Below are 26027 nucleotides of genomic sequence, written 5' to 3'. Positions count from 1 at the left end.
GGGCTCATTTATTCAGAATGGGAGATACTTCGACCTAATAAGTGCCTGAATTACTATGCTCTACTTTTTCGGCCTCATCTTCAGCTACAACATTCATTTTACGGAATGACAAATACTTCGTGAAACCAGTGGAAATGATGGCCTTATTGTTAGGAGAAATACCGACATGACCAACGACTATCACGTCAGAGCCATCAAGCTCACCAACATCTTTAATCTTAAAGTTTCTAAGGAGCTGGTCTTTTAACTCTGGTCTAAGACTTATGCTAGGTTCAGTCCTATAGTCACCATAGTTCAGCCAAAGAACTCCATTATTATCAACGTTTAAGTTGTTTATTGGACCCCAGAATATGTATTCTTTTCCTGTGTGCTTGTCACTTGCTTCTGATATGGGAACTAAGAAGTCTGCAAGTTGGCCTTTAATTATCTCTCTTCCACCGTCCGTCACAATGTTAATCGTCTGTCCCTTATCCGCATAATTGGGGTTACGACATAGGTTTGTTAACAGTGCCCTCAAAGATTTATTTAGTGGGAAACCTGAGCCAGAACCAACTCCAGATGCCGGCCTTGCCGTTACTCGTGTTGATTCCTCTTCACCGTGCTTGCCGTTATCTTGAGATACATACAATGAGTTGTTATTGGCTTTATCTAGATCAACACGAATGTCAGAAGATAAATCTCCTTCTCCCGCTGATTCATCTTCCCCATCAGGTTTCATCAATACCGTCGAAGCGTCGCAATCAGGTTTATGGCGAGCACCAAAACATGCCATACGGTCGATTTTTGCTGTCTTATACCCCTTAACAAACCAAGCTTTTTCTCCACAAACTTTGCAGTCAATTAATCCTCGAAATTTAACCGGATCGTCTTCATACATTTCCGTTGTACAATCCGACCCATCTTCCCTATAGATACAAACAAGCATATTCACCTCAACACATAAACTGCCGTACTAATCCCGATTTATCAGCAATTTGTATATCGGTCAAACCGTAGTCTTCTCTTTGCGATATAGAGCATACTCATTCTTGTTCGTTCATTCTCAACTTAAACATTGCAAAAACTACCACACACAAATACTGTATATAAAAACAGTCACATTTATCTCATTATGACAATCCGAAACCTCAAAGACAGCAGCAAAAAACCTTGGCTTTGTGAATGCTACCCACAAGGTCGAGCTGGTAAACGCGTCCGTAAGCGCTTCGCCACCAAAGGCGAAGCTACCGCTTTTGAGTTGCATCTAATGAAAGAGGTGGATGACAAACCATGGTTAGGGAGTAAACCCGATCACCGTCGATTATCTAACTTGGTGGAACTTTGGTACATGCTCCACGGAAAGAACCTAAAATCTGGCGAACATACTCGTCTACGTTTAGAGAATATGGTTGAAGACTTAAGCGACCCGATCGCAGCTCAACTAAACTCGAAACACCTCGCGACTTACCGAGCAGCACGCATGAACAAGGGGCGTGGCCAAGAACACAAAGAGCTTTCTATTGCATCCAACAATGTGGACTTTGGGCTACTAAAAGCGATGTTCAACAAGTTAATAAAGCTTGGTGAGTGGAAGCTACCAAATCCAGTTAGCGGTATTGAGGCAATCAAAAAGCCTGAGTCCGAGCTTGCGTTCCTGACCGAAAAGGAAATTCGCTACTTATTTGAAGTTGCTCAACAAAGCCCAGTTGGTGATGAACTAACGAAGATATATAAAATATGCCTAGCGACAGGAGCGCGAATCAGAGAAGCGATTTATCTGAAAGGTACCAACCTGACGAAATACCGCATTACCTACAACAACACCAAAGGCAAACGGAACAGAACGGTACCGATTTCTGAAGAGTTGTATAGCCAAATTTATAAGCCAACCAATGACCGCCTTTTTACTTGCGGTTACGGCGTAGCATACAAGTGGTTAACTAAAGCCCTCCCCCATTTACCTGAAGGACAAGCGACTCACGTTTTACGTCATACCTTCGCGAGTCACTTCATGACGAATGGCGGTAACATTCTTGTACTGAAGGAAATCCTAGGCCATCAGCATATCGACCACACGATGATTTACGCCCATTTTTCACCAAACCATTTGAGCGATGCGGTACGCTTTAACCCACTAACAAATCTCAATATCTAGCCGCCACTAATGGCGACAAAGTGGCGACAAAGGTCAGCTTTCTTCGTTATTCATAAGTCACCATCAGATTGGTGATTTTCTTAAACTCTATATGTAGTAAGGGATAGCAAAGATTGAAGAGGTTAGGAAAGACTGCAGCACATAATAAAGCTTTATGTTCATTCCACTAACCTAAAAAGAAAAAGGAGCCAGTACGGCTCCTTCGTATTCTATCGCTAAATGTGAGTATTTACGAATTACTCAGCTTGATCTTCAGCGCGCGCTGCTGCTTCTTTGATTAGAGGCTGCAGTTCACCTTTTTGGAACATTTCTAGAATAATGTCACAACCGCCGATAAGCTCACCTTCAACCCATAGTTGAGGGAAAGTTGGCCATTGCGCGTACTTTGGTAACTCAGCACGGATATCTGGGTTTTGCAGAATGTCTACGTAAGCGAACTTCTCACCACATGCCATTAGTGCCTGTGACGCTTGAGAAGAGAAACCACAGCTAGGTAGTTTCGGTGATCCTTTCATGTACAGCAGGATTGAGTTTTCAGAGATCTGCTGTTTGATTTTGTCGATAGTTTCCATCGCTTCCTCATTCATGGGTTTGAACTTTATTTATTTGCCACATTCTACTCAATAACGACAGAATAAAAACCATATAATTAATAAGGCTTAATTTTAGGTTGCTCATTGGCGAGCAATGCAGCACTTCACCACTGCTAACCTCTTAAAATATTTTCATATCGGGGTTTTAATAAAGTAAAAACTTGCTAAAATACTTAGCAAGTCAGCCTTAAAGGCGACATAGCTATAAAAAAACACTGGAAGCAATCGAAAGGTCATCCTTTCAAATCAATGGAGAATCGAGTAATGGCATTTGAACTACCAGCTCTTCCTTACGCGAAAGACGCACTAGAACCACACATCTCAGCAGAGACTCTAGACTACCACCACGGTAAGCACCACAACACTTACGTTGTTAAGCTTAACGGTCTTATCCCTGGTACTGAGTTCGAAGGCAAAACTCTAGAAGAGATCATCAAGACTTCTACTGGTGGCGTATTCAACAACGCAGCGCAAATCTGGAACCACACGTTCTACTGGCACTGTCTTGCTCCAAATGCGGGCGGCGAGCCAACTGGCGCAGTTGCAGACGCAATCAACGCAGCATTCGGTTCTTTTGAAGAATTCAAAGCGAAGTTTACTGATTCAGCAATCAACAACTTCGGTTCTTCATGGACTTGGCTTGTTAAGAAAGCTGACGGCTCTCTAGAGATCGTTAACACTTCTAACGCTGCTACTCCTCTAACAGAAGAAGGTACAACACCACTTCTAACTGTTGACCTATGGGAACACGCGTACTACATCGATTACCGCAACGTACGTCCTGATTACATGAACGGCTTCTGGGCTCTAGTAAACTGGGACTTCGTAGCTGAGAACCTAGCGAAGTAATATACTTCCCCCTAAGTTCAATTTAGTCTTATTCAAAAGCTCGCTATTTAGCGGGCTTTTTTGTTTCGCCTTCCCTAGCACCTTTAAATAATTCCCTCTTTTACTAAAGTTCTTCTTATCCACGCCGTTAAAAGAGCATCGAGCGAGGAACATCATGCAAATTCATACGTTAGACAAAGCTGCAATTATCAACGAACTTCAGTTCGGTAATGGTATTAACCATGCCGTACACGAAGGTCGTCGTGCGGATTTCTCGCTGATTCTGTCTATGTTCTCTAATGATGTTCGCGATGTGGTCCCGGTTGAAGAGGTCCAGGAAGTCATCACCAGTGACAGTATTTTTCGCCAACAATTGGGTTTATCGCAACCTCAAGCTCTTCGTTCTGATAGCAGCAGCTATGAACTCGCAGCTGAACAAGCGAAACAGTTTCACGATGCAGGATTGCCTTCCGCAAAGCTGAGCCATTACCTAAAACCAGATGCGCTGACTTACCTGCCTGAAGACACATTCAACCTACCAGAGGAGGTTTATCACAACCTATCTGGTCATGAGCGACGCAGATTGGGCGAACGAAACAAACAACTGATCCCAGATGCTGGGCTATATAATCAGCTAGTGACGGCTCAACGTCAGCATCAAATTCAAGCTAAAGCATAGAGATCCGCTTTTTATCCAATAGCTTGCAATACCTACACGTCAGAAATGTGACGTCTTACAAATTACCGCACAATAGTCCTCACTCGAAAGCGTTAGTTTGAAGCCTTTCACACTGAACCCAACGAATTTCAACCATGCTATTAGCACAAACCACTGGTGTATTGTTTTTCACATATGGATACAGTGAAGGTGCTATGGATATCAAAGAATCAATTATTCTCGTCACGTCTGCAGGTTCGGTTATAGGAAGAACCTGTGCAAATCACTTTGCTCACCTTGGAGCAACGTTGATTCTTTGTGACCAAAATTCTAGCGCTTTGAGAGCGAGCTATGAGCAAATCAGCGCTTTCACTGACAAAGTGTATGCGATGAATGTGTGTAGTGATAACACAACGTCCATTAACTTATTGTTTGACCAGATAGAATCACAGCTACGTGCGACACCAGATGTGATTGTTAATTGCTGGACCAGCTCTCCTATGCCTGGCTTAATGGCGCCAGAACCAATGAGTACTTACATTGATCACTTGTCGTCTGCGGCACGCTTCCTTTATACCTACGGCCAAGTAGGAGCAGAGCGCTTTCGAGCCAGAAACAAGAAAGGCGTCATTGTTAACGTCATTTCTCATGACAACCATGAAGACTTTACGGGAGTTGAAAGCATGGCGGCGTTGGTGTCAGGTTTTACTCACAGCTGGGCAAAAGAACTCACACCATTCAACATTCGAGTGGGCGGCGTTATTCCCTCGGTAAATCATACAAAAGAAGAGCTCAACGAGAGGCACTGGGCTGAGATCCAAGACGAACTAGTCCGCAACACAGCATACATCGTCGCGAATGAATACTTCAGTGGCCGAGTAGTTGTGACCGAAGTGTAAGCATACACAGCAACTCTGTTTTCCCAAGCCAGATGTAACTCCTGCACCAAAATAAAAAAAGCCCCAGTCATTTGACTGGGGCTTTTACCTTTTCCCGATTAAGGTTCCGTGCTAGCGAAAACCTTGCTCACTCGATTTTTTAATTACGCGTCAGCTTTTTCTTTCTTTGCTTTAGGTGCTGCTTTTGCTGCTTCTTGGTCTGCTTTCTTCTTGATAACAGTTGTACCTTCGAAAGTTTCGCCTTCAACAAATGCTTTACCGTAGTAAGAAGCCATCAACACATCTTTAAGTTCGCTGATTAGAGGGTAACGTGGGTTCGCACCAGTACATTGGTCATCGAACGCTTCTACCGCTAGCTCATCCAGTTTCGCTACGAAATCTGATTCAGCAACACCTGCCGCTTGGATAGACATTGGGATGTCTAGGTTAACTTTTAGTTCATCCAACCATGCTAGTAGACGTTCAATCTTCTGAGCAGTACGGTCACCTTCTTGGCTTAGGCCTAGGTGGTCAGCAACTTCAGCGTAACGACGACGTGCTTGTGGACGGTCGTATTGAGAGAACGCAGTTTGTTTAGTTGGATTGTCGTTCGCGTTGTAACGTACCACGTTAGAGATAAGTAGTGCGTTAGCTAGGCCATGTGGCAAGTGGAACTCAGCACCCAGTTTGTGAGCCATTGAGTGACAAACACCTAGGAATGCGTTCGCAAATGCAACACCAGCGATAGTAGCTGCGTTGTGTACTTTCTCACGAGCGATTGGGTCATTTGCACCGTTCGCATAGCTTGATGGTAGGTACTCTTTTAGCATCTTAAGTGCTTGAAGAGCTTGGCCATCTGAGTATTCGTTAGCAAGAACAGAAACGTAAGCTTCTAGAGCGTGAGTTACGGCATCGTAACCACCAAATGCTGTTAGAGACTTAGGCATGTTCATTACTAGGTTCGCATCAACGATTGCCATGTTTGGCGTGATTTCGTAGTCAGCTAGTGGGTATTTCGCACCAGTCTTGTCGTCAGTAACAACCGCGAATGGAGTAACTTCTGAACCAGTACCTGAAGTTGTAGTGATACATACAAGCTCAGCTTTTTTACCCATTTTAGGGAACTTGTAGATACGTTTACGGATGTCCATAAAGCGCATTGCTAGTTCTTCAAAGTGAGTTTCTGGGTGCTCGTACATTACCCACATGATTTTCGCTGCATCCATTGGTGAACCACCGCCTAGCGCTAGGATAACGTCAGGTTGGTAGCTAGCCATTTGAGCCGCACCTTTTTCTACTACAGACAGTGTTGGGTCAGCTTCAACATCGAAGAATGTTTGAACTTCCATGCCTTGAGCTTTTAGTAGGCTTACTACGTCATCTGCGTAACCGTTGTTGAATAGGAAACGGTCAGTTACTAGGAATGCACGTTTCTTACCTTCTAGGTCGCCCAGTGCGATTGGAAGGCTACCACGACGGAAGTAGATTGACTTAGGTAGTTTATGCCACAACATGTTTTCAGCTCGCTTCGCTACAGTTTTCTTGTTGATTAGGTGTTTAGGACCTACGTTCTCAGAGATAGAGTTACCACCCCAAGAACCACAACCTAGCGTTAGAGATGGCGCAACGTTGAAGTTGTACAAGTCACCGATACCGCCGTGAGTAGTCGGGATGTTGATTAGGATACGAGCTGTCTTCATCTTGTCACCGAAGTAACGGATACGATCAGCGTTAGTATCTTGGTTAGTGTAAAGACCAGATGTGTGGCCGATACCACCAATCTCAACCATAGTTACCGCTTGAGCAACCGCGTCTTCGAAGTTGTCAGCACGGAATAGACCTAGAGTTGGAGATAGTTTCTCGTGAGCGAATGCGTCATCGTGAGATACTTTGCCCAGACCTTCACCAACAAGAACTTTAGTGTCTGCTGGAACTTTAACGCCTGCCATTTCAGCGATTGCTGCTGCTGGCTGACCTACGATTTTCGCGTTTAGCGCGCCATCGATAAGAAGCACTTTACGAACTTTATCAGCTTCTGCTTTGCTTAGGACATAAGCTTTGTGAGAAGCAAAACGCTCTTTCACTTCGTCGTATACTTCATCAACTACGATTGCCGCCTGCTCAGAAGCACATACTACACCGTTGTCGAAAGTCTTGGACATAAGGATAGAAGCAACAGCACGTTTGATGTCTGCTGTTTCATCGATAACAACAGGAACGTTACCTGCACCTACACCGATTGCTGGCTTACCAGAAGAGTATGCTGCTTTAACCATGCCTGGACCACCAGTTGCAAGGATAAGCGCGATGTCATCGTGTTTCATTAGAGCGTTTGAAAGCTCAACAGAAGGCTGGTCGATCCAACCGATGATGTCTTTTGGTGCGCCTGCTGCTACTGCTGCATCTAGAACGAGTTTAGCTGCATCGTTAGTTGAGTTTTTCGCACGTGGGTGTGGTGAGAAGATGATACCGTTACGAGTCTTCAAAGAGATTAGAGATTTGAAGATCGCTGTAGAAGTTGGGTTAGTCGTTGGTACGATACCGCAGATGATGCCTACAGGCTCAGCGATAGTCATAGTACCTAGGTTGTCATCCTCTTCTAAGATGCCACACGTTTGTTCGTCTTTGTATTTGTTGTAGATAAACTCAGAAGCGAAGTGGTTCTTGATTACTTTATCTTCAACAATACCCATACCAGATTCTTCTACCGCTTGTTGAGCTAGCGGGATACGGGCCTGGTTAGCTGCAAGCGATGCTGCACGAAAGATTTTATCTACTTGCTCTTGAGAGTAAGTAGCGAACTCTTCTTGCGCTTTCTTAACGCGAGCAACCATTGCATCTAGTTCAGCCATATTAGTTACAGGCATAGGGAATCTCCTAAAATTAACAAATATTAAAAACTTTTTACTAAGGCTATTACTTATCGTTTTTACTGTTTATCAGTCACTTAGAAAACAAACGTCTTAGTAAATTGCTTTCAGGACTGAGTATAATATTTCAGAGTGTGAAAAAAATTGACTTGGATCAGTTCTCACCACCTAAATACTACCAAAGTGGTGCCTCATCACACCAAAATGACATAAATCACTGATAAACAAATAAATTAACTTTCATTTTTTATTGAGTAAAAAAGAAGCAAATGGACAAATAAATAAAAGAAACTACAACAACCTGTAAAAAAGTTTCATTTTTAACCAACAAAATTACATGTAGGCCCAATTCTTTGTGCTACTGAGAGTATATCGAACCGAATACATCTCTCTACAAACCACCTTGGTTTTTATCAAAAATGTGCGAATGTTAACGTTTATGTAAAACAGCGCAATTTATCAGCAACTTTATACGTAACATTTCCTTTCCAGATTAGATACAGTTTATTAAAGAATTAGTTTTTCTCACTTAAATGGCAGGGAATGCGTTAGTTTTTTTCATTTCTTACAACCTAACTTTTGCCTTACATTACGCCCAAATTACCCCTTCTCCTTTTCACTAATGTGAACTTTGATGAGTACGCAACATGCAAACTTTTGAACTTGCTATCTTCTTGCAGTTTTTTCTCGGTTTGGTCGCCGCAGTAAACCCTGTTGGTATCATGCCTGTGTTTGTGTCACTAACCGGGCATATGACTCCAGACGAAAAGCGCAATACGGCAACAACAGCAAATGTGGCTGTTGCGATCATCCTGATCATTTCGCTTTTTGCTGGTCAGTTACTGTTAGACATGTTCAGTATTTCTCTGGATTCGTTTCGTGTGGCTGGCGGGTTGCTATTACTTAGCATCGCATTCTCGATGATGAGCGGTAAACTGGGGGAAGATAAGCAGAACAAACAAGAGAAAACGGAATACGTCAGTCGTGAACAGATTGGTGTGGTCCCTCTTGCAATGCCTTTAATGGCAGGTCCTGGTGCAATCAGTTCGACTATTGTTTATGGTGCACGCTACCCAAGCATGTTCGATACCGTGGGCATTAGTATTACGATTGGTTTGTTCTGCCTTTGTTCATGGCTATTGTTCCGCTCTGCCCCATTGATCGTACGATTTTTAGGTCAAACTGGAATCAACGTCATTACTCGTATCATGGGTTTGATATTGGGCGCGCTTGGCATAGAGTTCATTGCGAATGGCTTACGCAACTTATTTCCAGGATTAGCCTGAGTTTCTATAAAATTGTATGATAGAGCGATTCAACAATGGATCGCTTTGTCATGACGACTGACTCTCTTAAACATACTCTATATGTCACCATTTTTGGTACTCATACCAAAGCTGGTAAAACGTTCGATATTGCTCTCATTATCGCGATCATCAGTTCGTTAATCGTACTGGTGTTAGATTCGATACCCTCCGTTCGGGCCGAGTGGGAAAAAGAGCTGAAGTTTATTGAATACACATTTACTGGCCTATTCACGATTGAATACCTTCTAAGGCTTTATTGCTCTCCTAAACCTGCCGCCTACGCAAAGAGTTTTTATGGTGTCGTCGATTTACTTGCGATTTTGCCCACCTATTTAGCACTCTTCTTCCCATCCGCTTCGTTTATGGGTGTGATCAGGGCGCTGCGAGTGATGCGAATATTCCGCATACTCAAGTTAGTCCGATACCTCCAAGAGTCCAATATCCTCTTACGTTCACTGCTTATGGCGCGCAGAAAGATTTTTATCTTCTTTAGTTCCGTCGCCATTATGGTAACGATTTTCGGCTCGTTGATTTTTATCATTGAAGGACCTGAAAACGGATTTACTAGCATTCCTAAGAGTATTTATTGGGCGATCGTGACCATCACAACGGTTGGGTATGGTGACTTGGTCCCTCAAACAGACCTAGGTAAAGGGCTTGCATCACTCACCATGTTACTGGGTTATTCCATTTTGGCGGTACCTACAGGTATTTTCACTGCCGAACTGCACCAAGAGATGCAATCGCACAAAGTATTGGTGAAATGCCCAAACTGCTCCCACGCAGGGCACGACTCTGACGCAATTTACTGTAAACATTGTGGTAGTGAACTGGCCGATCCAGACAAAAGAGTCGTTCGAACGGAAGACGACGCATGAAAAAAGAGCTCCCTAAGGAGCTCTTTTATTTTGTCATCAAATAAAGGATTGATGTGATTATGCTTTCTCAGACAGAATAATTCGCAGAGTACGACGCAATGGCTCCGCAGCACCCCAAAGCAGTTGGTCACCAACAGTGAAAGCATTTAGGAAATCATCACCCATTGCCATCTTACGTAGACGACCCACTGGTACAGACATTGTGCCCGTAACTTTTGCCGGCGTTAGCTCTTGAGCAGTGATGTCACGGTCGTTAGGAATCACTTTCACCCAATCGTTATGAGTGGCGATGATTTCTTCGATTTCGTCCATTGGTACATTTTGTTTAAGCTTGATAGTAAGTGCTTGAGAGTGACAACGCATCGCGCCAATACGCACACAAGTACCGTCAATTGGGACAGGTGAACTTTGAGAACCCAAAATTTTATTCGCCTCGGCGCCCGCTTTCCACTCTTCTTTACTCTGACCATTATCGCGCTTCACATCGATCCATGGGATCAACGAACCAGCTAGTGGCACACCGAATTTATCGGTAGGGAAAGAGCCGCTGCGCATTGTATCCGCGACTTTCTTATCGATATCTAGGATAGAGCTTGATGGGTTTGCAAGTTCAGAGCTAACAGAGTCATTGATAACGCCCATTTGCGAGATCAATTCACGCATATTTTGCGCACCAGCACCAGATGCGGCTTGGTAAGTCATTGCGCTTGTCCACTCAACAAGACCTTTCTCAAATAGACCACCTAGCCCCATTAGCATTAAACTAACCGTACAGTTACCACCGACAAATGTGTTCGTGCCACCGTGGATGCCTTGTTGGATTTGCTTTAAGTTCACTGGATCAAGTGTGATGATCGAATCTTCAGCCATACGTAGCGTAGAGGCCGCGTCAATCCAGTAGCCTTTCCAACCAGCCTGACGAAGTGCAGGGAAAACTTTTTCTGTGTAGCTACCACCTTGACAGGTGATTACCGCATCAAGCTGTTTTAAGCTTTCAATATCATACGCGTCTTGCAGTAAGCCTGCGTCTTTTCCTAAGTTAGGAGCAGGAATACCAACTTGAGAAGTACTGTAGAATACTGGTTCGATTAGGTCGAAGTCTTTCTCTTCAACCATACGCTGCATAAGGACTGAACCAACCATACCGCGCCAACCAACTAAACCAACTCTCATCGTATTAACTCTCCATGTATTAAAAAACCTACCCCATAGTTAATTTTTCACAGCAAAATCTCAACCCCTATTTTGTAAATAAGCGCGTTTTTTAACCTTTTCCTCTGAAAAACCGGGTTACACGAGATTTTTTAGTGTTTGGTTTGCGGTTTTAACCATTTTTCAAGTAGGGAAAGCACTTTAGTCCCCTAATTGGTCTTACCACTCAATGAGAAAATAACACATGAAGCACAATAATTTCACATTACACAACATTTAAAACCAAAAAAGTTAAAACAAACCAACAGTTAATTTCACAAGCAAACGTTTTTACCGACGAACATCAAGATAAAACACCAAATGTTCGAAATATAATTTTTGTTAATGTATGTTATGCGCGATTACAACAAGGAGCGCCTTCCTCTATTGCTCCAAGATTGACAGAGGCACATATGAAGCAAGTTACACCACGCCTACCAAGCTTGATACAGGTATTTATCTCGCTCGGTTTATTTCTCCTGCTGGCATTTTCGTTCACAGCCAAGCTAGACCTACCGATTCAGCTAGCGCTATACATCGGTTGGTTCATTGTCATGATATTGGGCATAAAGCTTGGCCATCAGTATAAAGATCTGGAAAAAGCAGCACTAAATGGCATTTCCAATGGACTTGGAGCCGTTTTAATCCTTTTGGCCGTTGGCGCGCTTGTAGGTACTTGGATCTCTGGTGGTATTGTTCCAACCATTATTTACTACGGCCTTAAAGCAATCCACCCTTCCATCTTTTTGCTCGCGACCATGATCATCTGTTCATTGACTGCGCTAGCGACTGGCACATCTTGGGGTGCGGCTGGCACGGCAGGTATTGCAATGATGGGTATCGGTCAAGGTCTTGGTGTTCCTGCGCCAATCACTGCAGGTGCCGTACTTTCAGGCTGTTACTTTGGTGACAAAATGTCGCCTCTATCGGATTCAGTAATCCTTGCTTCATCTATGTCTAACGTTGAAGTGATGGAACATATTAAAGGCATGTTGCCGATAGCACTCATTAGCTACATTATTACAGGCATTATGTTTACTGCATTTGGCTTCCACTACGCAGGTCAAGTTGACATGAGCCAGGTAGACTCTGTCATTAAAGCGATGGAACAGCAGTTCTACATCACCCCTTACTCATTTGTTCCTGTGATCATCGTATTGTCACTTCTAGCGATGCGTATGCCTTCATTCCCAGTGATCAGTTTTGGTTCTCTGCTAGGTATTATTTGGGCAGTGATGATCCAAGATGTCGATTTCCTAACCGCGTTTAACACGGCTTGGGCTCCGTTTGCAATCTCATCTGGCGTAGATTTCATTGACTCAATCCTTAACCGTGGCGGCATGTCTTCAATGCTTGGGTCGGTAGCGGTTATCGTATTCGGCCTTGGTTTTGGTGGTCTACTAGATAAAGTAGGCGTGCTAGAGACTATCGCGAAGCTGTTTGAAAAACGCGTTCAAAGTGCAGGTTCATTGGCAACAAGCACAATTGGTACGGCCTTTATGGGCAACGTATTTGGTTCAGCGATGTACGTTTCACTTATCCTGACCCCAAAAATCTGTGCGAAGAACTATGACCGTCTAGGCTACAAACGTAAGAATTTGTCTCGTAACGCAGAATTTGGCGGCACGCTAACCTCAGGTATGGTCCCTTGGAGTGACAACGGTATCTACATGGCCAGTATTTTGGGTGTTGCTACACTGTCTTATGCCCCGTTCATGTGGCTGAGTTTTGTATGTATCATCGTAACGATCTTCACTTCTTACATGGGTTGGTTTGTTGATAAGTGCGAACCAACAGCAGAAGCAGTTGAAGAAGCTGAAGGCGAATTAAAGCAGCAAACCGCTTAACTTCGCAGAGATAGGAAGAACCTCCCTTTCGAATTCAATACTAAAAAAGAGCGCTTTAAAGCGCTCTTTTTTTATTTCCAAAACAAATCGTTAGCTTTGTTTGACTGGCGTTTTCACGGCTGCACGCTTCCCAAACCAATAGCCCAAGCCAAGCGGTGCAAAGAATATAACGGCAATGAACAGAATAAAGTAGATGATGGTACTTTTGACAAGTTCAATCAGCTTAGTCATTGCGAGATTCACAACCTCTTGCGACACTCGATCCATATCTTGAGCAAACTTCTCGCGCTCATGGGTAATGATCTGTGCGATTTCTTGGCGCTCTCTGGCAACCATCAGCTCTATAGCTTGGCGTTCTTCACCCAACTGAGATAAACGCGCCTCCGTCCTTTGATCGATATCGTCAACCAAAGGTTGTAACTCCAGCGCCATTTGTTCTGCCAAATAACGCATGTACTCTGGGTTGTTATCGATAAAATCCCTCATCGAATCAGCGGTAACTTGCAAACTATTGAGCGCCGCATTGACTTTTTCGATGCTGGCAGAGCTATTCAAGGCCAACAACTGCGCTTTCCACGTCATTATTTTTGGTGTCTGTTCTGATACCAGACTTAGACGATCAGAGACATCCCCAAGTGCTTCTGGCATCGTGCCTAACGTTGTAACGGCTTCCTCTTCGCTAATTTGGTTTGCATCTAACCACTTACGGTAAGCCGGAGTCCTAATCATGCTTAAATCAGCGAATGGATGCTGCTTGGCGAACTCTGCAACAAACGTTTGTGTCTTGATGTATGCTTCTTTCTTCAATAAAGATTGAGCCAGTTTATCTACCTCTTTCGCTAAATAAACGGAAACTAACTTGGCCTCATCAGACGCAAAGAGCTCATTACCAGAAGCGGTAGTAAAGAACTGTTCCATTTGTAGCGTGAAAGTCCATGTATCAATCAGTGCAGCCATTGGGGACACTTGATACGCAGAAGCTTGGATGCCTTCTTCAGCATTTATCTTCCAAAGTAAAATATAAGATTGATGAACTTTATCATGAGGCTCATATTGTTCGTGTAGTGCATCTGCTGCTTGCTCAACCTGAGCAAAAAACTGCTGCGCATACTCACGAGTCAAAAGACGCATATTGAGCTCTTGTTTGGTAAGAGGGACGGTTTGACTCTCGATCTTGACTTCGAGCAGGGAGCACCCTGAAAGCATCATAACCAGCCCTATCAACATCATTGAAGACATTCGGCGAACGGACATGAAAACACCTTTAACAAATTGTATAGAACGGGAATAAAGCGAACTAAGTCATATAGTTCGAGCCTTTATTACCTCAACTCTTATGACATTAAGTCAGAGCAATATCAATCTGTTAGCGCTTCTGTTATCTTTTCACTATTGAGAACATTATTAGCAAAAAGTATGGTTTGTTTTAGGACATCATCTAAACATGCCAACTTCTCTTCCGGCACTTTTTGCCCTTGTTTAATCAACAGTTCAATATCACCCGAAATACAGTGCAATGGCATTGCACCTAAACTCCCTGAGACCCCTTTAAGACTGTGTGCGGCTCTTTGCGCTTGCTCTTTATCCTCTTCTAACAGCTGATACATTTTAGTGCCATCGCCAGAGTGATCCTGAATAAAGACCTCCAGTAACATCCGCACAGCGCCCTCGTCACCAGACAGAGAATCTAACATTTTATTGATATCTATGTACGGCTCACGTTCCACTACTTCCACTTGTGATGAATTCACCTCATTACAACTTTCTTCGTTCATTTGGACGTTTTGAAAATTTTCAGACTGAGCTGAGGGAACAGCGTTAGCTCCATTTTCATCATCGCCAACTTGCTCTGACTTTTTATCATCGGTTCTGGGTAGTGGTATCGGTTGAATCGTTTTTGGGGAGAAGGCTCCCCATGAAATGAGGAAAAGGAGCAAACCACTGATTACAGACAACCAAACAATAAAAGTCATTAGCTTCTGTTCCAACTGATCATTTATCGAAGTTAACTGGTTCGGGAAATCTGGATTAAGCAGTTGATTAGATAAATAACTGCCCTGTGCCTGAGCAGATAGTGCGCTTGAGGTTTGAGCAAGCTGGCGCTGAAGAGCGCTTCGCTCTTCGGGAGAGAGCGTCTCTGATTCAATAAAAAGTCGGTCTAAGTCACGGTAAGTATCGCTATTCGTTGCAGAGTCACTAAAGACAGACTCAAAAACAAGCGCACCTAAGCGATAGTACATTGCCTGAATTTGCTCAGAGTTTTCTGTTCGAGCACGGCTGCTTCGTAACTGTTCTGCTAACGAAACCAATTCACTGTCACTTCTTACAAAAGCTCGAGCACTTTCTAAAAATCGGTCGGTCGTATAAAGTAATTGAGTGATGTCTGGTGTGATTTTCCCTTCAGAAAACTCACTTTCAAGCTGTAAGCGAACTGCATAAGCTAACTGAAGTTTCAGTGAAATTTGGTCGACGTGTTTAACACGGTAAGGCAGATCGAAGTTAAAAAAGTGCCTGACTTCTTCAACTTTACTTCCTAACTCATTTACAGTCGAAATCGTTTGAATCGTTTGTTTGGCTTGCAGCCAAATGCCAAGTGCTAAAACACACCACAAAACGAACCAGAACCAAACAAACCGCCGTATTCCTTCTTTTAGCTTCAGCAACACTTGCCCCTCGCATATCTCCATTAATTACAAGCATATACTATGGATGTTTCTTATTCACATAAAAAAAGAGAGCCGTTTGCTCTCTTTATTTAACGATATGATTTTAATTGCGACTTAACTGATCTTTTAGATTTGGAGGCGTCCCTTTAATCGTTAAGGTATCCGTCTCTGGATCATAAAAAATACGCTCGCCAAGTAAGAGACTATCGAAGCTAATATTCAAACCACCACCAGCTCCAACAAATTTAGTCAGTTTGCGAACCGTCGCACGATCACCTGGGAAAGACTCTTCAAGTTCGTACCCTTGCTCTTTGGTAAAATCCATAAAGCTTGTGCCATCTTGGCTTGGAGGAAGTTCTCCAGAAAGCTCTGAGATTTGAACTTCATCACCGGATTTAATTTGCTCATTGCAGTAGTCGTAAACTTGTTTCTTGTACTCGTTCACTTCTTGCTTTTCTAGCTTCGAGTCAGCACAAAAATCATCCACCGCCTGCATCAACACTAAGTTTTGTTGTTTAGTATCTAAGCCAATATCCGCTTGCAGAAAATCTAGGAAGAAGTCCGCCACTTTACGGCCAACGCGTCCTTTAATGTATTGCAGATAACGATTGGATTCCTTGTCGGTCTCGTAGCTCGACAGGTCGATGCGTGCGGCAATATCCATTTTGGTGATATCTAAGTAATCTGTCGCACTGATGTCCAAACCTTCGGTCACTTTTAAACTCTGATTCATTGGTAAGATACCGATGAACAAGTAGTCCGTTGCTAAACTCTGATACTCAGCGAAAACCAAGATACCTTCATCCGCAAATGGGTACTTAATCAACTCTTCTTTCAAGCGATTTGCACTAATTTGTGAGAAGTCGTAAAAATCTCGCTCTCCTTTGCGCATTTCTTGAAGCCAAAATTGAAATTCGCTGTCTGACTGGAAAGCGCCAAAACCTTTACCAGCTTTAGAATGGAATACTCGGTGAAGCTCAGCGACTAAGTTTTCTGTAGATGCATCGTTCTCTAATGATGCTGGACGAAAGTTTACAACCAGCTCGTCCTGATCGTTTTTGCACAGTTGATGCAGAATAACGTTTGAAAGATGAAGACTCATAGTGATTTTATCTTGCTACAAGGTTTTAGTTGATGGGCATTGTAGGTTATCATAAGCCGCTTTTACTATCATTATTAGAGTCTTTATGCCGATTACATCTAAATATACTGACGAGCAAGTAGAAAAAATTCTTGCTGAAGTAGCAACAGTTCTTGAAAAACATGCTGCTTCTCCTGAGTTGACGCTAATGATTGCCGGAAATATCGCAACCAATGTCTTAAATCAACGTGTTGCTGCTTCACAACGCAAAGCGATTGCTGAAAAATTTGCTCAGGCGCTAATGTCTTCTTTAGAAACACCAAAAACACACTAATCACGGACAATAGAACACATACATGGTAGACAGCGGAAACTCATACGGCGAACGTGTATCTCGACTAGTTGGTTGGGGTCACTGGTTTGCATTCTTCAATATCGTTGCATCGATGTTGATAGGCACACGCTACATTGTTCAGTCTCCTTGGCCCGAGACGTTACTTGGTCAGTTTTATCTGGCGGTTTCTTGGGTTGGTCACTTTGGCTTTCTAGTTTTCGCACTTTACTTGCTTGTTCTATTCCCGTTGACGTTTATCCTGCCATCGCGGAAGTTGTTCCGTTTGGTGGCAGTGATTTTCGCAACCGTTGGGCAAACCATATTATTAATTGATACCCAAGCGTATCAGTCGATCAATTTGCACTTAACTCCCGTTGTCTGGGAGTTACTATTCAGCGAAGACAAAAGTGCACTCAGCACTGACCTACAACATTTATTTGTTGTGATGCCGCTGATCTTCCTTATTCAACTCGCACTATCCGAATGGGTATGGCGAAAACAGCGCAAACTATCTCATAAGCACGTAGGACGCCCTCTCGCGGCCGTCTTTTTCCTCAGCTTTATGACCAGCCATTTGGTTTACATTTGGGCAGATGCGTATTTTTACAACCCAATTACTAGCCAGCGTTCAAACTTCCCGTTGTCTTACCCGATGACAGCGAAGAGTTTTATGGAAAAACATGGTCTACTTGACCGTGAGGAATACCTAAAACGTTTAGCAGAAAACGAAGGCAACGTAGAGTTAGTCAACTACCCTCTTGAAAAGCTTGAGTTTAACCGCCGAGTTAATAAGCTCAATGTGTTGATGATCAGCATAAACAATTTACGAGCGGATGCGCTGAACCAAGAAGAGATGCCTAACCTCTATGAGTTTGCTGAAAACAATCAGAACTTCCGTAATCATTACAGCTCAAGTAATGATACATACGGGGCCTTTGGTTTGTTCTATGGCTTACCGACCAGTTATGCATCAAGCATCAAGGCGCAAGGTGCTTCCCCAGTATTGCTCGATGTACTGAAAGATCAGGGCTACAACTTTGGTTTATTCAGTGGCAGTGGGTTTGAAGATGATCTCTACTCAGAAATTATTTTCCGCGACTTGAACTTAGCGGAAGACCTAGATGGCACGCAAGCTCATACCGATAAACAATCTATCGCAAACTGGAATACATGGTTAGCAGAGAAAGCAAGTCAGCCATGGTTTAGTTACATCGAAGTCACCACCGTTGATAATTTTGAATCGATTCCTTCAAATAATGACGAAGAAATGCCCGCAAGTGAGCGATTCAAAAAAGCTTATGAATATGCAGTGAAGTCGGCGGATAGAACTATCGCAGGTATTATTGATGAACTAGAAACGACGGGACAACTGACAAACACCATCGTAATCATCACTTCTAATCACGGTAGTGAATTTAACGAAACCAACACGAACAGCTGGGGAGCAAACAGCAACTACAGCCGTTATCAATTACAAGTTCCGATGGTGATCCATTGGCCTGGAATGCTAGCTGGCGAATTTAATCACAGCACAAGTCACTTGGACCTCTCAGTTACACTGTTGCAAGATATGCTCGGCGTATCTTCCAACCCATATGATTACAGTAGTGGTCGCAACCTATTCGATGAAAGTCGTCGTCGCTGGATCTTGGCGGGCGATACTCGCGAGCTTGCCTTAATTACTAGCTCGCAAACCACAGTGATCGATAAGTTTGGCAACTACAAGCTGTATGACAAAAACTACAAACGACTTAGAGATGATGCACCGAAGTTGCCAGTTTTGATGCAAGGTTTAACTGAGTTACAGCGTTTTTATTCTAAAAACGATTAATACCTAGCAATCCATATACTATTCAAACTCCCCTTTTTGGGGAGTTTTTGTTTATTTAAACAACACAAACCACAAATTTGCGCAGTAAACATCCAATCAGTTCAACTAGGGGTTTACAACATTTTCAAAGCCTTATATTATGCGCCTCAACAACGGAGAGATGGCTGAGTGGTTGAAAGCACCGGTCTTGAAAACCGGCATACGTTAATAGCGTATCTAGGGTTCAAATCCCTATCTCTCCGCCACTTTTAGAAAAAGCCCGCTAAGAAATTAGCGGGCTTTTTCGCATCTCCAGACTTAAAAAGATTTGTACAAATCACTTATCACTTCTTGAACGCAACTAAGCACTCCGCCACACTCAGAAAGAACCCACAAAAAATTAATGCCCTTTTCGTTCGTTCCAGTGTCCCGTGTTGAATCAATTTGATATTTACATCTAGTTGTATCTACTCATCAATAAAGACTTCTTTAGCGGCATTGATAAGCTGCAAATGGATTGGGACGAGGTCAGCATGATTCGTTCGATATCCACCTCCAACGACAGCTGCGACAGGGATACCTCGAGATTTCATTGTTTGCATTAAAAATCTATCACGTTCTAAAATCCCTTGCGTCGACACATCAAAATATCCCAACTCATCGTCTTGATGTATATCGACACCAGCATCGTAGATAACTAAATCAGGGCGATGAAGATTAAGTGCCATATCGACCACTTCTTTAAACGCCATTAAAAAATCCTCATCACCTGTTCCTCGCACCAAAGGCACATCTAGGTCAGACTGAGGCTTCCTCGCTGGAAAGTTTTTATCACAGTGGAAAGAAAGCGTGATGATATCTGGCTCATCGTCACATAAAGTTGCTGTTCCATCCCCATGATGAACATCACTGTCAATGATCAATACTTTATCGACATGCTCAACTTCGAGTGCTTGCCTAGCCGCGATCACTAAGTCATTAAATAAACAAAAACCACTACCAAACTCTTTGTGTGCGTGATGATACCCACCACTCAAATGAATGGCCACTCCGTACTCAAGTGCCTTTTTTGCGGTCAGAGCCGTGCCCGCTGCTGAAGTTAGCGTTCTGGTAATGAGAGACTCACTCCAAGGAAAACCTATTCGGCGCATCTTCGCAGCTGGCATGTTTCCACTAACAAGCAACTCGACGTATTCCTCGTCATGAACACGTTTTACTTCCCCAACAGTTAATGCTTCGGGCTGGAAAAACTGCGTGTGCTCTTTCCAGTTATCTTTCTCCATATGCACCAATACCGATTCATAGAGGTACTGGTATTTCATAATTGGGTAACGATGCCCCTCTGGCAACTCAAGTTGAGAATAAATCGGGTGGTAGATAAATGGCAGCATGAGAAATTCTTAATAACAATGGTAACGAAATAGTATCAACTTAAAGGGTTGAATAAAACGCAATTTAATTGATAATGATTTTCAATATCAATTAAATTTAATATACATATGAATTCTACTTTCTTTGCTATTCTCGGCGCACTGTTTGGCTCTCTTTGTGCCCTGTCCCTATTTTCATCTCTTGTTGTTGGTGCGTGGTGGTTGGTTGATTTTATTGTGCTTAACTAACACAATGACTTTCAACTGAAATCAAAAAAACATAGGTGTTTGTATGAGTCAAACCGTCTTTATTACCGGAGCAAATCGCGGCATTGGCCTTAGCTTAACTGAGCTGTACCTGAAGCAAGGCCACCAAGTACATGCTACTAGCCGTTCCTTAGAGAACAGTTCAGAACTACAAACTCTAGCCTCACAATTCAGTAATTTGGTTTTGCACGAACTGGATGTCACTCACTACGAACAAGTCGCTAAGCTTGCCGATAAACTCCCTGCCATCGACTTACTCATCAATAATGCAGGATATTACGGCCCCAAGGGATATGGCTTTGGAAACACTGACGTAGAAGAATGGCGTAAAGCCTTCGAAGTAAACACCATTGCACCGTTAAAACTGGTTGAGCACTGTTACCCTCGCTTACAACAAGGCAAGATAAAAAAGATTGCTTGTATCTCATCAAAAGTGGGGAGCATGACCGAAAATACGTCCGGTGGCGGTTATATTTATCGCTCATCGAAAGCGGCGCTTAACTCGGTTGTGAAAAGCTTAAGTAATGATTTAACACCTGAAGGATTTACCGTTTTAGCGCTTCACCCTGGTTGGGTAAAAACGGCGATGGGCGGGCCAAATGCTTTGATAGATACGCAAACCTCCGCGCAAGGCCTAGCGAACGTGATAGAGCTGAGCACACCGCAGCTTTCAGGTCGATTTATTAACTACGATGGTACTGAGTTACCTTGGTAGCAGCATTAAGACACAACCATCACTAAACCAAATACCATCAAAGCCAGGCTTCATAATCGTGACTTGGTTGGCAAACATAATGTTCATCAGTGATCCACCAGCATAATTCACGCAATCTAACTTGAATTTATCTACATCCAATCCAGACTTAGGAAAAAGTAGAACAAATAAGGAGAAAGCACGATGGCAGCAGATAGGGATTTGGTTAATTTTAGCGAAGAGCACGAACTAAATTACTGCTTGAGAAGTGCTGGTAAACGCCAAACTCAAGCGAATCGAGATACATTAGTTGACTTGGGCAACCAGGTGAAAGAGGTACTGGACAAACGCGTGTTAACTCAAGGTGAAGTAAGAGGCGCGATCCAAAACCACGGTGACCTGTTCGAGTAATCTATTTTCAAGCATGCGCGGTGTTTAATTACACCGCGCTTGTCCTATGCCTGCTTACCTTTGGTTGCACGAGATTTAGTCGCGCCACCATTCTTTGAATAACTGCGCTTTTTACGTTTAAACGCAGGACGTTCCACCTTGGGTAAATGACGTAATGAATCAGGGATAGGGCCTGCTTTTACTTGTGCCATCAAGCTATCAATGCGTTGTTCCAGTGCTTGCATGAACGGCTGATATGCTTGATTTCTCTCTGCCATACCTTGTAACTGGTGCTCCCAATGAGCCGTCATATCAGGGTATGTTGAATCTTCTGGCAAGGCATGAATGAGACCTCTTCCCGCAGGAGAACTGAGAATTGACTTACCTTGACGCGTAAGCAGTTGGCGTTTGAACAGCGTGTCCAAAATACCAGCGCGAGTCGCTTCCGTGCCTAGCCCATCAGTGTCACGAAGGATTTTTTTCAGTTCTTTATCCGCAACGTAACGGGCGATCCCGGTCATCGCTTGCAACAGCGATGCTTCGGTAAAATGCTTTGGTGGCTCGGTTTTTCGGTCTTTTATTTCCCCTTCACGACAAGTTAACACGGTGCCTTCGGGTAGCGGTGGCACGGCATCAATACCTTCATCTTCCTTGTCAGTTTTGCCCATTAGCGCTTTCCAACCCGGCGAAACTAACTGACGACCTTTCGCGACAAACGTACCACCAGCGATATCGAAAACCAATTTCGCTTCTGCGTAAACCGCCGCCGGATAGAACTGCATGAGGTACTGGCGCGCAATCAATTGATACACTTTCATCTCATTGCCGGAAAGCGCATTCACATTAGCTTGCTTCGGTGTAGGGATAATCGCATGGTGCGCATCCACTTTTTTATAGTTCCAGGCTTTGGACTTTAATGTTAAGTCTGCTCCCTGAACGGCAACTTGCAACTCTTTTGCGTTATTCGCAATAGCAGTTGTCACCGTCCCTGCTTGTGAGTAGTGTTCCATCGGTAAATAGCGACAATCTGAACGCGGGTAAGTGATCAGCTTGTGCTTTTCATACAATGCCTGACAAGTATCTAGTACTTGTTGCGCACTCATACCATAGCGCTTCGCGGCATCGATCTGTAAAGCAGATAACGAATAAGGTAATGGTGCTGATTGCTTGGTTTGCTTTTGTTCCGACTCTGTCACTTTTGCGGGTTGATTTGCAATACGGTTTGCAACATTTTCTACCAACTTACGGTTTAATACTCGACCTTCTTCGTCCTGCCAAGGCTTACATGCCTCACTTGGCTTCCAACGAGCACGAATATCAAAAGTACCATTGGCATCTTGATATGGGATCAGAGCATGTAGGGTAAAATAGTCCTTCGGGACAAAGTTTTCGATTTCTTCATCACGACGCACCACTAAGCCAAGAACTGGCGTTTGCACTCGCCCTACCGAGAGAACACCTTGATACCCTGCTTTTTGACCAAGCAAGGTATAAGCACGAGACATGTTCATACCATACAGCCAATCAGCCCGAGAGCGGGCCAATGCTGAAACTGAAAGTGGGATAAACTCGCGATTACTGCGCATAGAACTGAGAGCACGTTTAACCGCAGGTAAGTTCAAGTCGGAAATCAACAAACGCTGTGTAGATTCCTTCTTGGTTTTAGATAACTTGCAATAGTCCAGAACTTCATCAACTAACAGCTGACCCTCTCGATCTGGGTCTCCTGCATGAATGACTTCGTTAGCTTCTTTGAGCAATTTACGAATCACTGTTAATTGCTTACTTGCACTTTTCCTCGGTCTGAGCTGCCATTGCTGCGGAACAATTGGTAAATCTGCCATATTCCACTTTTTATAACGCTCATCGTAAGCGTCGGGTTCGACTTGTTCGAGTAAGTGGCCGATACACCAAGTAACGATATCCCCGTTCCCACAGCGGATGAATCCTTGATCTTTCTTTTGAGGGTTTGGCAGTGCAGCGGCAATCGCACGGCCTAAACTTGGTTTTTCAGCAATAAACAGACGAGACATAACGTTTTGGAAATAAATATAATTAGGGCCACATTATCGAATGTAGCCCTAATAAATCAAGAAAAACTGTATAAATAAACAGTCAGTTTATTTAAGTTTTTAGTTATAGGAATTCAACAAACTGAGAAAGGTCACGCTCAGGAACTTTCATCGGTGTACAACCAGGCGTGCCTAAGTACAAGAAACCAACAATCTCATCGTCACCCTCTAAACCAAATGCTTGATGAACTTCTGGATGGAACATCCACTTACCTGAGCGCCAAAACCCTTGAAAGCCTTGCGCTACGGCTGCCATTTGCATCGCTTGTACAGCGCATCCCGCAGATAAGTGTTGCTCTAGTGCTGGTACTTTCTCATGTTCTGTTACTTTAGCAATCACCGTGATCACCATTGGTGCGCGAAATGGGGCATTCTTTACCTTTTCGACCACCGCTTCATCACTATTTTCAGCTTCTGCCGCTTTTACCAATATATCTGACAGTTTTTTCAAACCATCGCCCTGTGCGATAACGAAACGCCAAGGGGTTAATCCCGCATGGTCAGGCGCACGAAGGCCAGCACGAATGATGTTCTCAAGTGCTTTACCTTCTGGAGCAGGCGCGGATAACTTCGCGATAGATCGGCGATTGAGCAAAAGATCGAGAGCGTCCATGAAAGAATCCTTATTGAATATCGTTGTTATTTTGTTTACGCCACTTTAGCACAATCTGCTCCTGCGAATAACAACCGGTTTTCTGTGGGCTTGATAACGTGCTTCACTTAACATCAATCTGGGTTTAATGTTAATTTATTCGCGAAATGAATAAGTTGAACATAGGCAGGTTGATGAACAAGGACAAACAAAACAGCATTTACGAAAAGATCGTTAATGACGAAGATGCCCGTGCCTGTAAGGCGATTCCTGAATCAGCTTGTCATCAAGTTCCCGGCAACTTTCTTAAAATCATTCTCGCTCAGTTTTTAACGAAGGTCGGCGATGCGTTAATCAACCCTAAAGTCACGTTGCCGTGGATACTACAAAGTCTCGGGGCACCGGTTTATTTAATTGGTTGGCTGGTTCCTATTCGTGAGTCAGGATCCCTTATCCCACAACTTAGCATCGCGCACTACATCCGACGCATTCCAGTAAGAAAATGGGTCTGGGTAATTGGCAGCATCTTGCAGGCTCTTTCCATATTTGCAATCGGATTGGTCGCATTAACTCTAACAGGAGCAGCTGCGGGTTATGGTGTGGTTGCATGTCTTGTGATCTTCAGCCTCTCACGCGGTTTAAATTCCGTCGCATCAAAAGATGTATTGGGCAAAACCATCCCTAAAAACCAACGAGGTCAAGTCAACGGCTGGTCTTCAAGCGCTGCTGGCCTGGTTACGCTGCTTTTCGCTAGCCTTCTGGCACTAGCCTGGTTATGGGACGTAGAGCCGACAGAGCGCTTTTACGGTCTGAGTTTAGGCTTAGCGGGCGTCATATGGCTCATCGCGGCATTAGTCTATGCGCGAATTAATGAGTATGCCGGTGAGGTAGACGGTGGTCGAAATGGCGTCCTCGAAGCATTTAAACAACTCGCGTTACTTAAGACAGACGTGACCTTTCGTCGATTCGTTATCACGCGGACACTATTTTTATGTTCTGCGCTGAGTGCACCGTACTACGTTGTGCTGGCACAGCAATCTCTGGGTGGACAGCTCTGGGTGCTAGCTCTCTTTATGTTTGCGAGTGGCTTAGCCTCCTTTGTGTCAGGTCCTTTCTGGGGAAGAATGTCCGATCGCTCTAGCCGCAGTGTGATGGTCATAGGCGCAATGATGAGCGCGCTACTTGGTGTTGTGTTATTTGTTTACGATACATGGGTCACCGCTAGCCAAAGCTTCCTATTCGTGATTCCTCTGCTTTACTTTTGTGTTTGTATTGCCCACGACGGAATACGAGTCGGACGAAAAACCTATTTAGTTGATATCGCAGAAGGTGACAAACGGACGAGCTATGTAGCCGTGAGTAACACAGTGGTTGGGATAATGCTGCTTCTAATGAGCTCTCTTGGTGTTATGTCGAACTTCTTGAGCCTTTCAGCTGTGGTGTTAGTGTTCTCTTTTATTACTTTTGCTGGCGTGGTAATGGCCAAACAACTGCCAGATATCAGTGACTAGTTCTATACAAAAAAGCTGCACTCAAAGCGCAGCTTTTATGGTAAACACACATTAAA

22 protein-coding genes and 1 tRNA gene are annotated in these 26027 nt (G+C 43.7%); 13 read left to right on the top strand and 10 right to left on the bottom strand.

Features of this window, described 5'->3' with window-relative positions; translation table 11 throughout:
* Positions 1-34: 34 nt before the first annotated feature.
* Positions 35-877, bottom strand: coding sequence for a hypothetical protein (locus R7P67_RS12135; protein ID WP_318085974.1), 843 nt, complete (start codon positions 875-877; stop codon positions 35-37).
* A 234-nt stretch (positions 878-1111) separates the two neighbouring features.
* Between R7P67_RS12135 and R7P67_RS12130 the strand changes: the two genes are divergently transcribed.
* Positions 1112-2134 carry a tyrosine-type recombinase/integrase gene (locus R7P67_RS12130; RefSeq protein ID WP_318085973.1) on the top strand — a complete coding sequence of 341 codons (1023 nt, stop codon included), beginning with the start codon at positions 1112-1114 and terminating at the stop codon, positions 2132-2134.
* A 236-nt stretch (positions 2135-2370) separates the two neighbouring features.
* On the opposite strand, the gene R7P67_RS12125 is transcribed toward R7P67_RS12130, so the two are convergent.
* Positions 2371-2706: a Grx4 family monothiol glutaredoxin gene (locus tag R7P67_RS12125; RefSeq protein WP_017635833.1), complete on the bottom strand. Its 336-nt coding sequence runs from the start codon at positions 2704-2706 to the stop codon at positions 2371-2373.
* A 285-nt stretch (positions 2707-2991) separates the two neighbouring features.
* Here R7P67_RS12125 and sodB point away from each other — a divergent pair, with 285 nt between their 5' ends.
* The 3 genes from sodB to R7P67_RS12110 all read left to right on the top strand — a co-directional run bounded on the left by sodB (position 2992) and on the right by R7P67_RS12110 (position 5112).
* Complete coding sequence (gene sodB, locus R7P67_RS12120; RefSeq protein WP_005396533.1) at positions 2992-3576, top strand: superoxide dismutase [Fe]; 585 nt, start codon at positions 2992-2994, stop codon at positions 3574-3576.
* Positions 3577-3730: 154 nt separating this feature from the next.
* Positions 3731-4234 carry a VC2046/SO_2500 family protein gene (locus tag R7P67_RS12115; RefSeq protein WP_262653353.1) on the top strand — a complete coding sequence of 168 codons (504 nt, stop codon included), beginning with the start codon at positions 3731-3733 and terminating at the stop codon, positions 4232-4234.
* Between the two features lie 134 nt (positions 4235-4368).
* Positions 4369-5112: an SDR family oxidoreductase gene (locus R7P67_RS12110; RefSeq protein WP_318085972.1), complete on the top strand. Its 744-nt coding sequence runs from the start codon at positions 4369-4371 to the stop codon at positions 5110-5112.
* 143 nt (positions 5113-5255) lie between these two features.
* Here the strand turns inward: R7P67_RS12110 and adhE are convergent, their stop codons facing one another.
* Positions 5256-7958 (bottom strand): bifunctional acetaldehyde-CoA/alcohol dehydrogenase, encoded by a 2703-nt coding sequence (gene adhE / locus R7P67_RS12105; protein ID WP_005380731.1) that lies wholly within the window; start codon positions 7956-7958, stop codon positions 5256-5258.
* A 650-nt stretch (positions 7959-8608) separates the two neighbouring features.
* Between adhE and R7P67_RS12100 the strand changes: the two genes are divergently transcribed.
* A complete protein-coding gene (locus tag R7P67_RS12100; protein WP_005380729.1) occupies positions 8609-9247 on the top strand; it encodes a YchE family NAAT transporter in 639 nt (212 codons plus the stop codon).
* Between the two features lie 35 nt (positions 9248-9282).
* The gene (locus R7P67_RS12095; protein WP_005380728.1) at positions 9283-10146 is read left to right on the top strand and encodes an ion transporter; all 864 of its coding nucleotides are present in this window, start codon (positions 9283-9285) and stop codon (positions 10144-10146) included.
* Between the two features lie 57 nt (positions 10147-10203).
* Here R7P67_RS12095 and asd read toward each other — a convergent pair whose 3' ends face one another.
* Positions 10204-11319, bottom strand: coding sequence for an aspartate-semialdehyde dehydrogenase (asd, locus tag R7P67_RS12090; RefSeq protein WP_005380727.1), 1116 nt, complete (start codon positions 11317-11319; stop codon positions 10204-10206).
* Positions 11320-11750: 431 nt separating this feature from the next.
* Between asd and nhaC the strand changes: the two genes are divergently transcribed.
* Positions 11751-13184, top strand: a complete 1434-nt coding sequence (gene nhaC / locus R7P67_RS12085; RefSeq protein WP_005380726.1) for a Na+/H+ antiporter NhaC — start codon at positions 11751-11753, stop codon at positions 13182-13184.
* Between the two features lie 90 nt (positions 13185-13274).
* Here the strand turns inward: nhaC and R7P67_RS12080 are convergent, their stop codons facing one another.
* The 3 genes from R7P67_RS12080 to yejK form a co-directional block, all read right to left on the bottom strand.
* Entirely contained in the window at positions 13275-14438 is a 1164-nt protein-coding gene (locus R7P67_RS12080) for a chemotaxis protein (RefSeq protein ID WP_182039060.1), read from the bottom strand.
* Between the two features lie 104 nt (positions 14439-14542).
* Complete coding sequence (locus tag R7P67_RS12075) at positions 14543-15871, bottom strand: Hpt domain-containing protein (RefSeq protein ID WP_081007968.1); 1329 nt, start codon at positions 15869-15871, stop codon at positions 14543-14545.
* An 82-nt stretch (positions 15872-15953) separates the two neighbouring features.
* The gene (yejK, locus tag R7P67_RS12070; protein WP_151515024.1) at positions 15954-16952 is read right to left on the bottom strand and encodes a nucleoid-associated protein YejK; all 999 of its coding nucleotides are present in this window, start codon (positions 16950-16952) and stop codon (positions 15954-15956) included.
* Between the two features lie 85 nt (positions 16953-17037).
* Here yejK and R7P67_RS12065 point away from each other — a divergent pair, with 85 nt between their 5' ends.
* The 3 genes from R7P67_RS12065 (at position 17038) to R7P67_RS12055 (ending at position 19341) form a co-directional block, all read left to right on the top strand.
* A complete protein-coding gene (locus tag R7P67_RS12065; RefSeq protein ID WP_005380722.1) occupies positions 17038-17265 on the top strand; it encodes a YejL family protein in 228 nt (75 codons plus the stop codon).
* Between the two features lie 22 nt (positions 17266-17287).
* Entirely contained in the window at positions 17288-19096 is a 1809-nt protein-coding gene (locus tag R7P67_RS12060) for a DUF3413 domain-containing protein (protein ID WP_005380721.1), read from the top strand.
* 154 nt (positions 19097-19250) lie between these two features.
* Positions 19251-19341 (top strand) — tRNA-Ser (locus R7P67_RS12055).
* A gap of 201 nt (positions 19342-19542) precedes the next feature.
* Here R7P67_RS12055 and R7P67_RS12050 read toward each other — a convergent pair.
* Positions 19543-20466: a histone deacetylase gene (locus R7P67_RS12050; RefSeq protein WP_262653349.1), complete on the bottom strand. Its 924-nt coding sequence runs from the start codon at positions 20464-20466 to the stop codon at positions 19543-19545.
* A gap of 271 nt (positions 20467-20737) precedes the next feature.
* Here R7P67_RS12050 and R7P67_RS12045 point away from each other — a divergent pair, with 271 nt between their 5' ends.
* Positions 20738-21427, top strand: coding sequence for an SDR family oxidoreductase (locus R7P67_RS12045; RefSeq protein WP_017635826.1), 690 nt, complete (start codon positions 20738-20740; stop codon positions 21425-21427).
* Between the two features lie 183 nt (positions 21428-21610).
* A complete protein-coding gene (locus R7P67_RS12040) occupies positions 21611-21817 on the top strand; it encodes a hypothetical protein (RefSeq protein ID WP_005380717.1) in 207 nt (68 codons plus the stop codon).
* Positions 21818-21861: 44 nt separating this feature from the next.
* On the opposite strand, the gene R7P67_RS12035 is transcribed toward R7P67_RS12040, so the two are convergent.
* The gene (locus R7P67_RS12035) at positions 21862-23829 is read right to left on the bottom strand and encodes a DNA topoisomerase III (protein WP_262653346.1); all 1968 of its coding nucleotides are present in this window, start codon (positions 23827-23829) and stop codon (positions 21862-21864) included.
* A 103-nt stretch (positions 23830-23932) separates the two neighbouring features.
* Positions 23933-24481 carry an NAD(P)H nitroreductase gene (locus tag R7P67_RS12030; protein WP_005380711.1) on the bottom strand — a complete coding sequence of 183 codons (549 nt, stop codon included), beginning with the start codon at positions 24479-24481 and terminating at the stop codon, positions 23933-23935.
* Positions 24482-24654: 173 nt separating this feature from the next.
* Here R7P67_RS12030 and R7P67_RS12025 point away from each other — a divergent pair, with 173 nt between their 5' ends.
* Positions 24655-25971 carry an MFS transporter gene (locus tag R7P67_RS12025; RefSeq protein WP_262653343.1) on the top strand — a complete coding sequence of 439 codons (1317 nt, stop codon included), beginning with the start codon at positions 24655-24657 and terminating at the stop codon, positions 25969-25971.
* Positions 25972-26027: the final 56 nt, after the last annotated feature.

The organism is Vibrio sp. Vb0937 (assembly GCF_033338855.1).
Note: the sequence above shows the minus strand (reverse complement) of the source record. Positions and strands in the feature narration are given on the sequence as shown.

Excerpts from the sequence above, each read along its gene's own strand:
- R7P67_RS12135 (WP_318085974.1), bottom strand. The coding sequence starts at position 877 with ATGTATGAAGACGATCCGGTTAAATTTCGAGGATTAATTGACTGCAAA.
- R7P67_RS12130 (WP_318085973.1), top strand. The coding sequence starts at position 1,112 with ATGACAATCCGAAACCTCAAAGACAGCAGCAAAAAACCTTGGCTTTGT.
- R7P67_RS12125 (WP_017635833.1), bottom strand. The coding sequence starts at position 2,706 with ATGGAAACTATCGACAAAATCAAACAGCAGATCTCTGAAAACTCAATC.
- sodB (WP_005396533.1), top strand. The coding sequence starts at position 2,992 with ATGGCATTTGAACTACCAGCTCTTCCTTACGCGAAAGACGCACTAGAA.
- R7P67_RS12115 (WP_262653353.1), top strand. The coding sequence starts at position 3,731 with ATGCAAATTCATACGTTAGACAAAGCTGCAATTATCAACGAACTTCAG.
- R7P67_RS12110 (WP_318085972.1), top strand. The coding sequence starts at position 4,369 with ATGCTATTAGCACAAACCACTGGTGTATTGTTTTTCACATATGGATAC.
- adhE (WP_005380731.1), bottom strand. The coding sequence starts at position 7,958 with ATGCCTGTAACTAATATGGCTGAACTAGATGCAATGGTTGCTCGCGTT.
- R7P67_RS12100 (WP_005380729.1), top strand. The coding sequence starts at position 8,609 with ATGCAAACTTTTGAACTTGCTATCTTCTTGCAGTTTTTTCTCGGTTTG.
- R7P67_RS12095 (WP_005380728.1), top strand. The coding sequence starts at position 9,283 with ATGGATCGCTTTGTCATGACGACTGACTCTCTTAAACATACTCTATAT.
- asd (WP_005380727.1), bottom strand. The coding sequence starts at position 11,319 with ATGAGAGTTGGTTTAGTTGGTTGGCGCGGTATGGTTGGTTCAGTCCTT.
- nhaC (WP_005380726.1), top strand. The coding sequence starts at position 11,751 with ATGAAGCAAGTTACACCACGCCTACCAAGCTTGATACAGGTATTTATC.
- R7P67_RS12080 (WP_182039060.1), bottom strand. The coding sequence starts at position 14,438 with ATGTCCGTTCGCCGAATGTCTTCAATGATGTTGATAGGGCTGGTTATG.
- R7P67_RS12075 (WP_081007968.1), bottom strand. The coding sequence starts at position 15,871 with ATGGAGATATGCGAGGGGCAAGTGTTGCTGAAGCTAAAAGAAGGAATA.
- yejK (WP_151515024.1), bottom strand. The coding sequence starts at position 16,952 with ATGAGTCTTCATCTTTCAAACGTTATTCTGCATCAACTGTGCAAAAAC.
- R7P67_RS12065 (WP_005380722.1), top strand. The coding sequence starts at position 17,038 with ATGCCGATTACATCTAAATATACTGACGAGCAAGTAGAAAAAATTCTT.
- R7P67_RS12060 (WP_005380721.1), top strand. The coding sequence starts at position 17,288 with ATGGTAGACAGCGGAAACTCATACGGCGAACGTGTATCTCGACTAGTT.
- R7P67_RS12050 (WP_262653349.1), bottom strand. The coding sequence starts at position 20,466 with ATGCTGCCATTTATCTACCACCCGATTTATTCTCAACTTGAGTTGCCA.
- R7P67_RS12045 (WP_017635826.1), top strand. The coding sequence starts at position 20,738 with ATGAGTCAAACCGTCTTTATTACCGGAGCAAATCGCGGCATTGGCCTT.
- R7P67_RS12040 (WP_005380717.1), top strand. The coding sequence starts at position 21,611 with ATGGCAGCAGATAGGGATTTGGTTAATTTTAGCGAAGAGCACGAACTA.
- R7P67_RS12035 (WP_262653346.1), bottom strand. The coding sequence starts at position 23,829 with ATGTCTCGTCTGTTTATTGCTGAAAAACCAAGTTTAGGCCGTGCGATT.
- R7P67_RS12030 (WP_005380711.1), bottom strand. The coding sequence starts at position 24,481 with ATGGACGCTCTCGATCTTTTGCTCAATCGCCGATCTATCGCGAAGTTA.
- R7P67_RS12025 (WP_262653343.1), top strand. The coding sequence starts at position 24,655 with ATGAACAAGGACAAACAAAACAGCATTTACGAAAAGATCGTTAATGAC.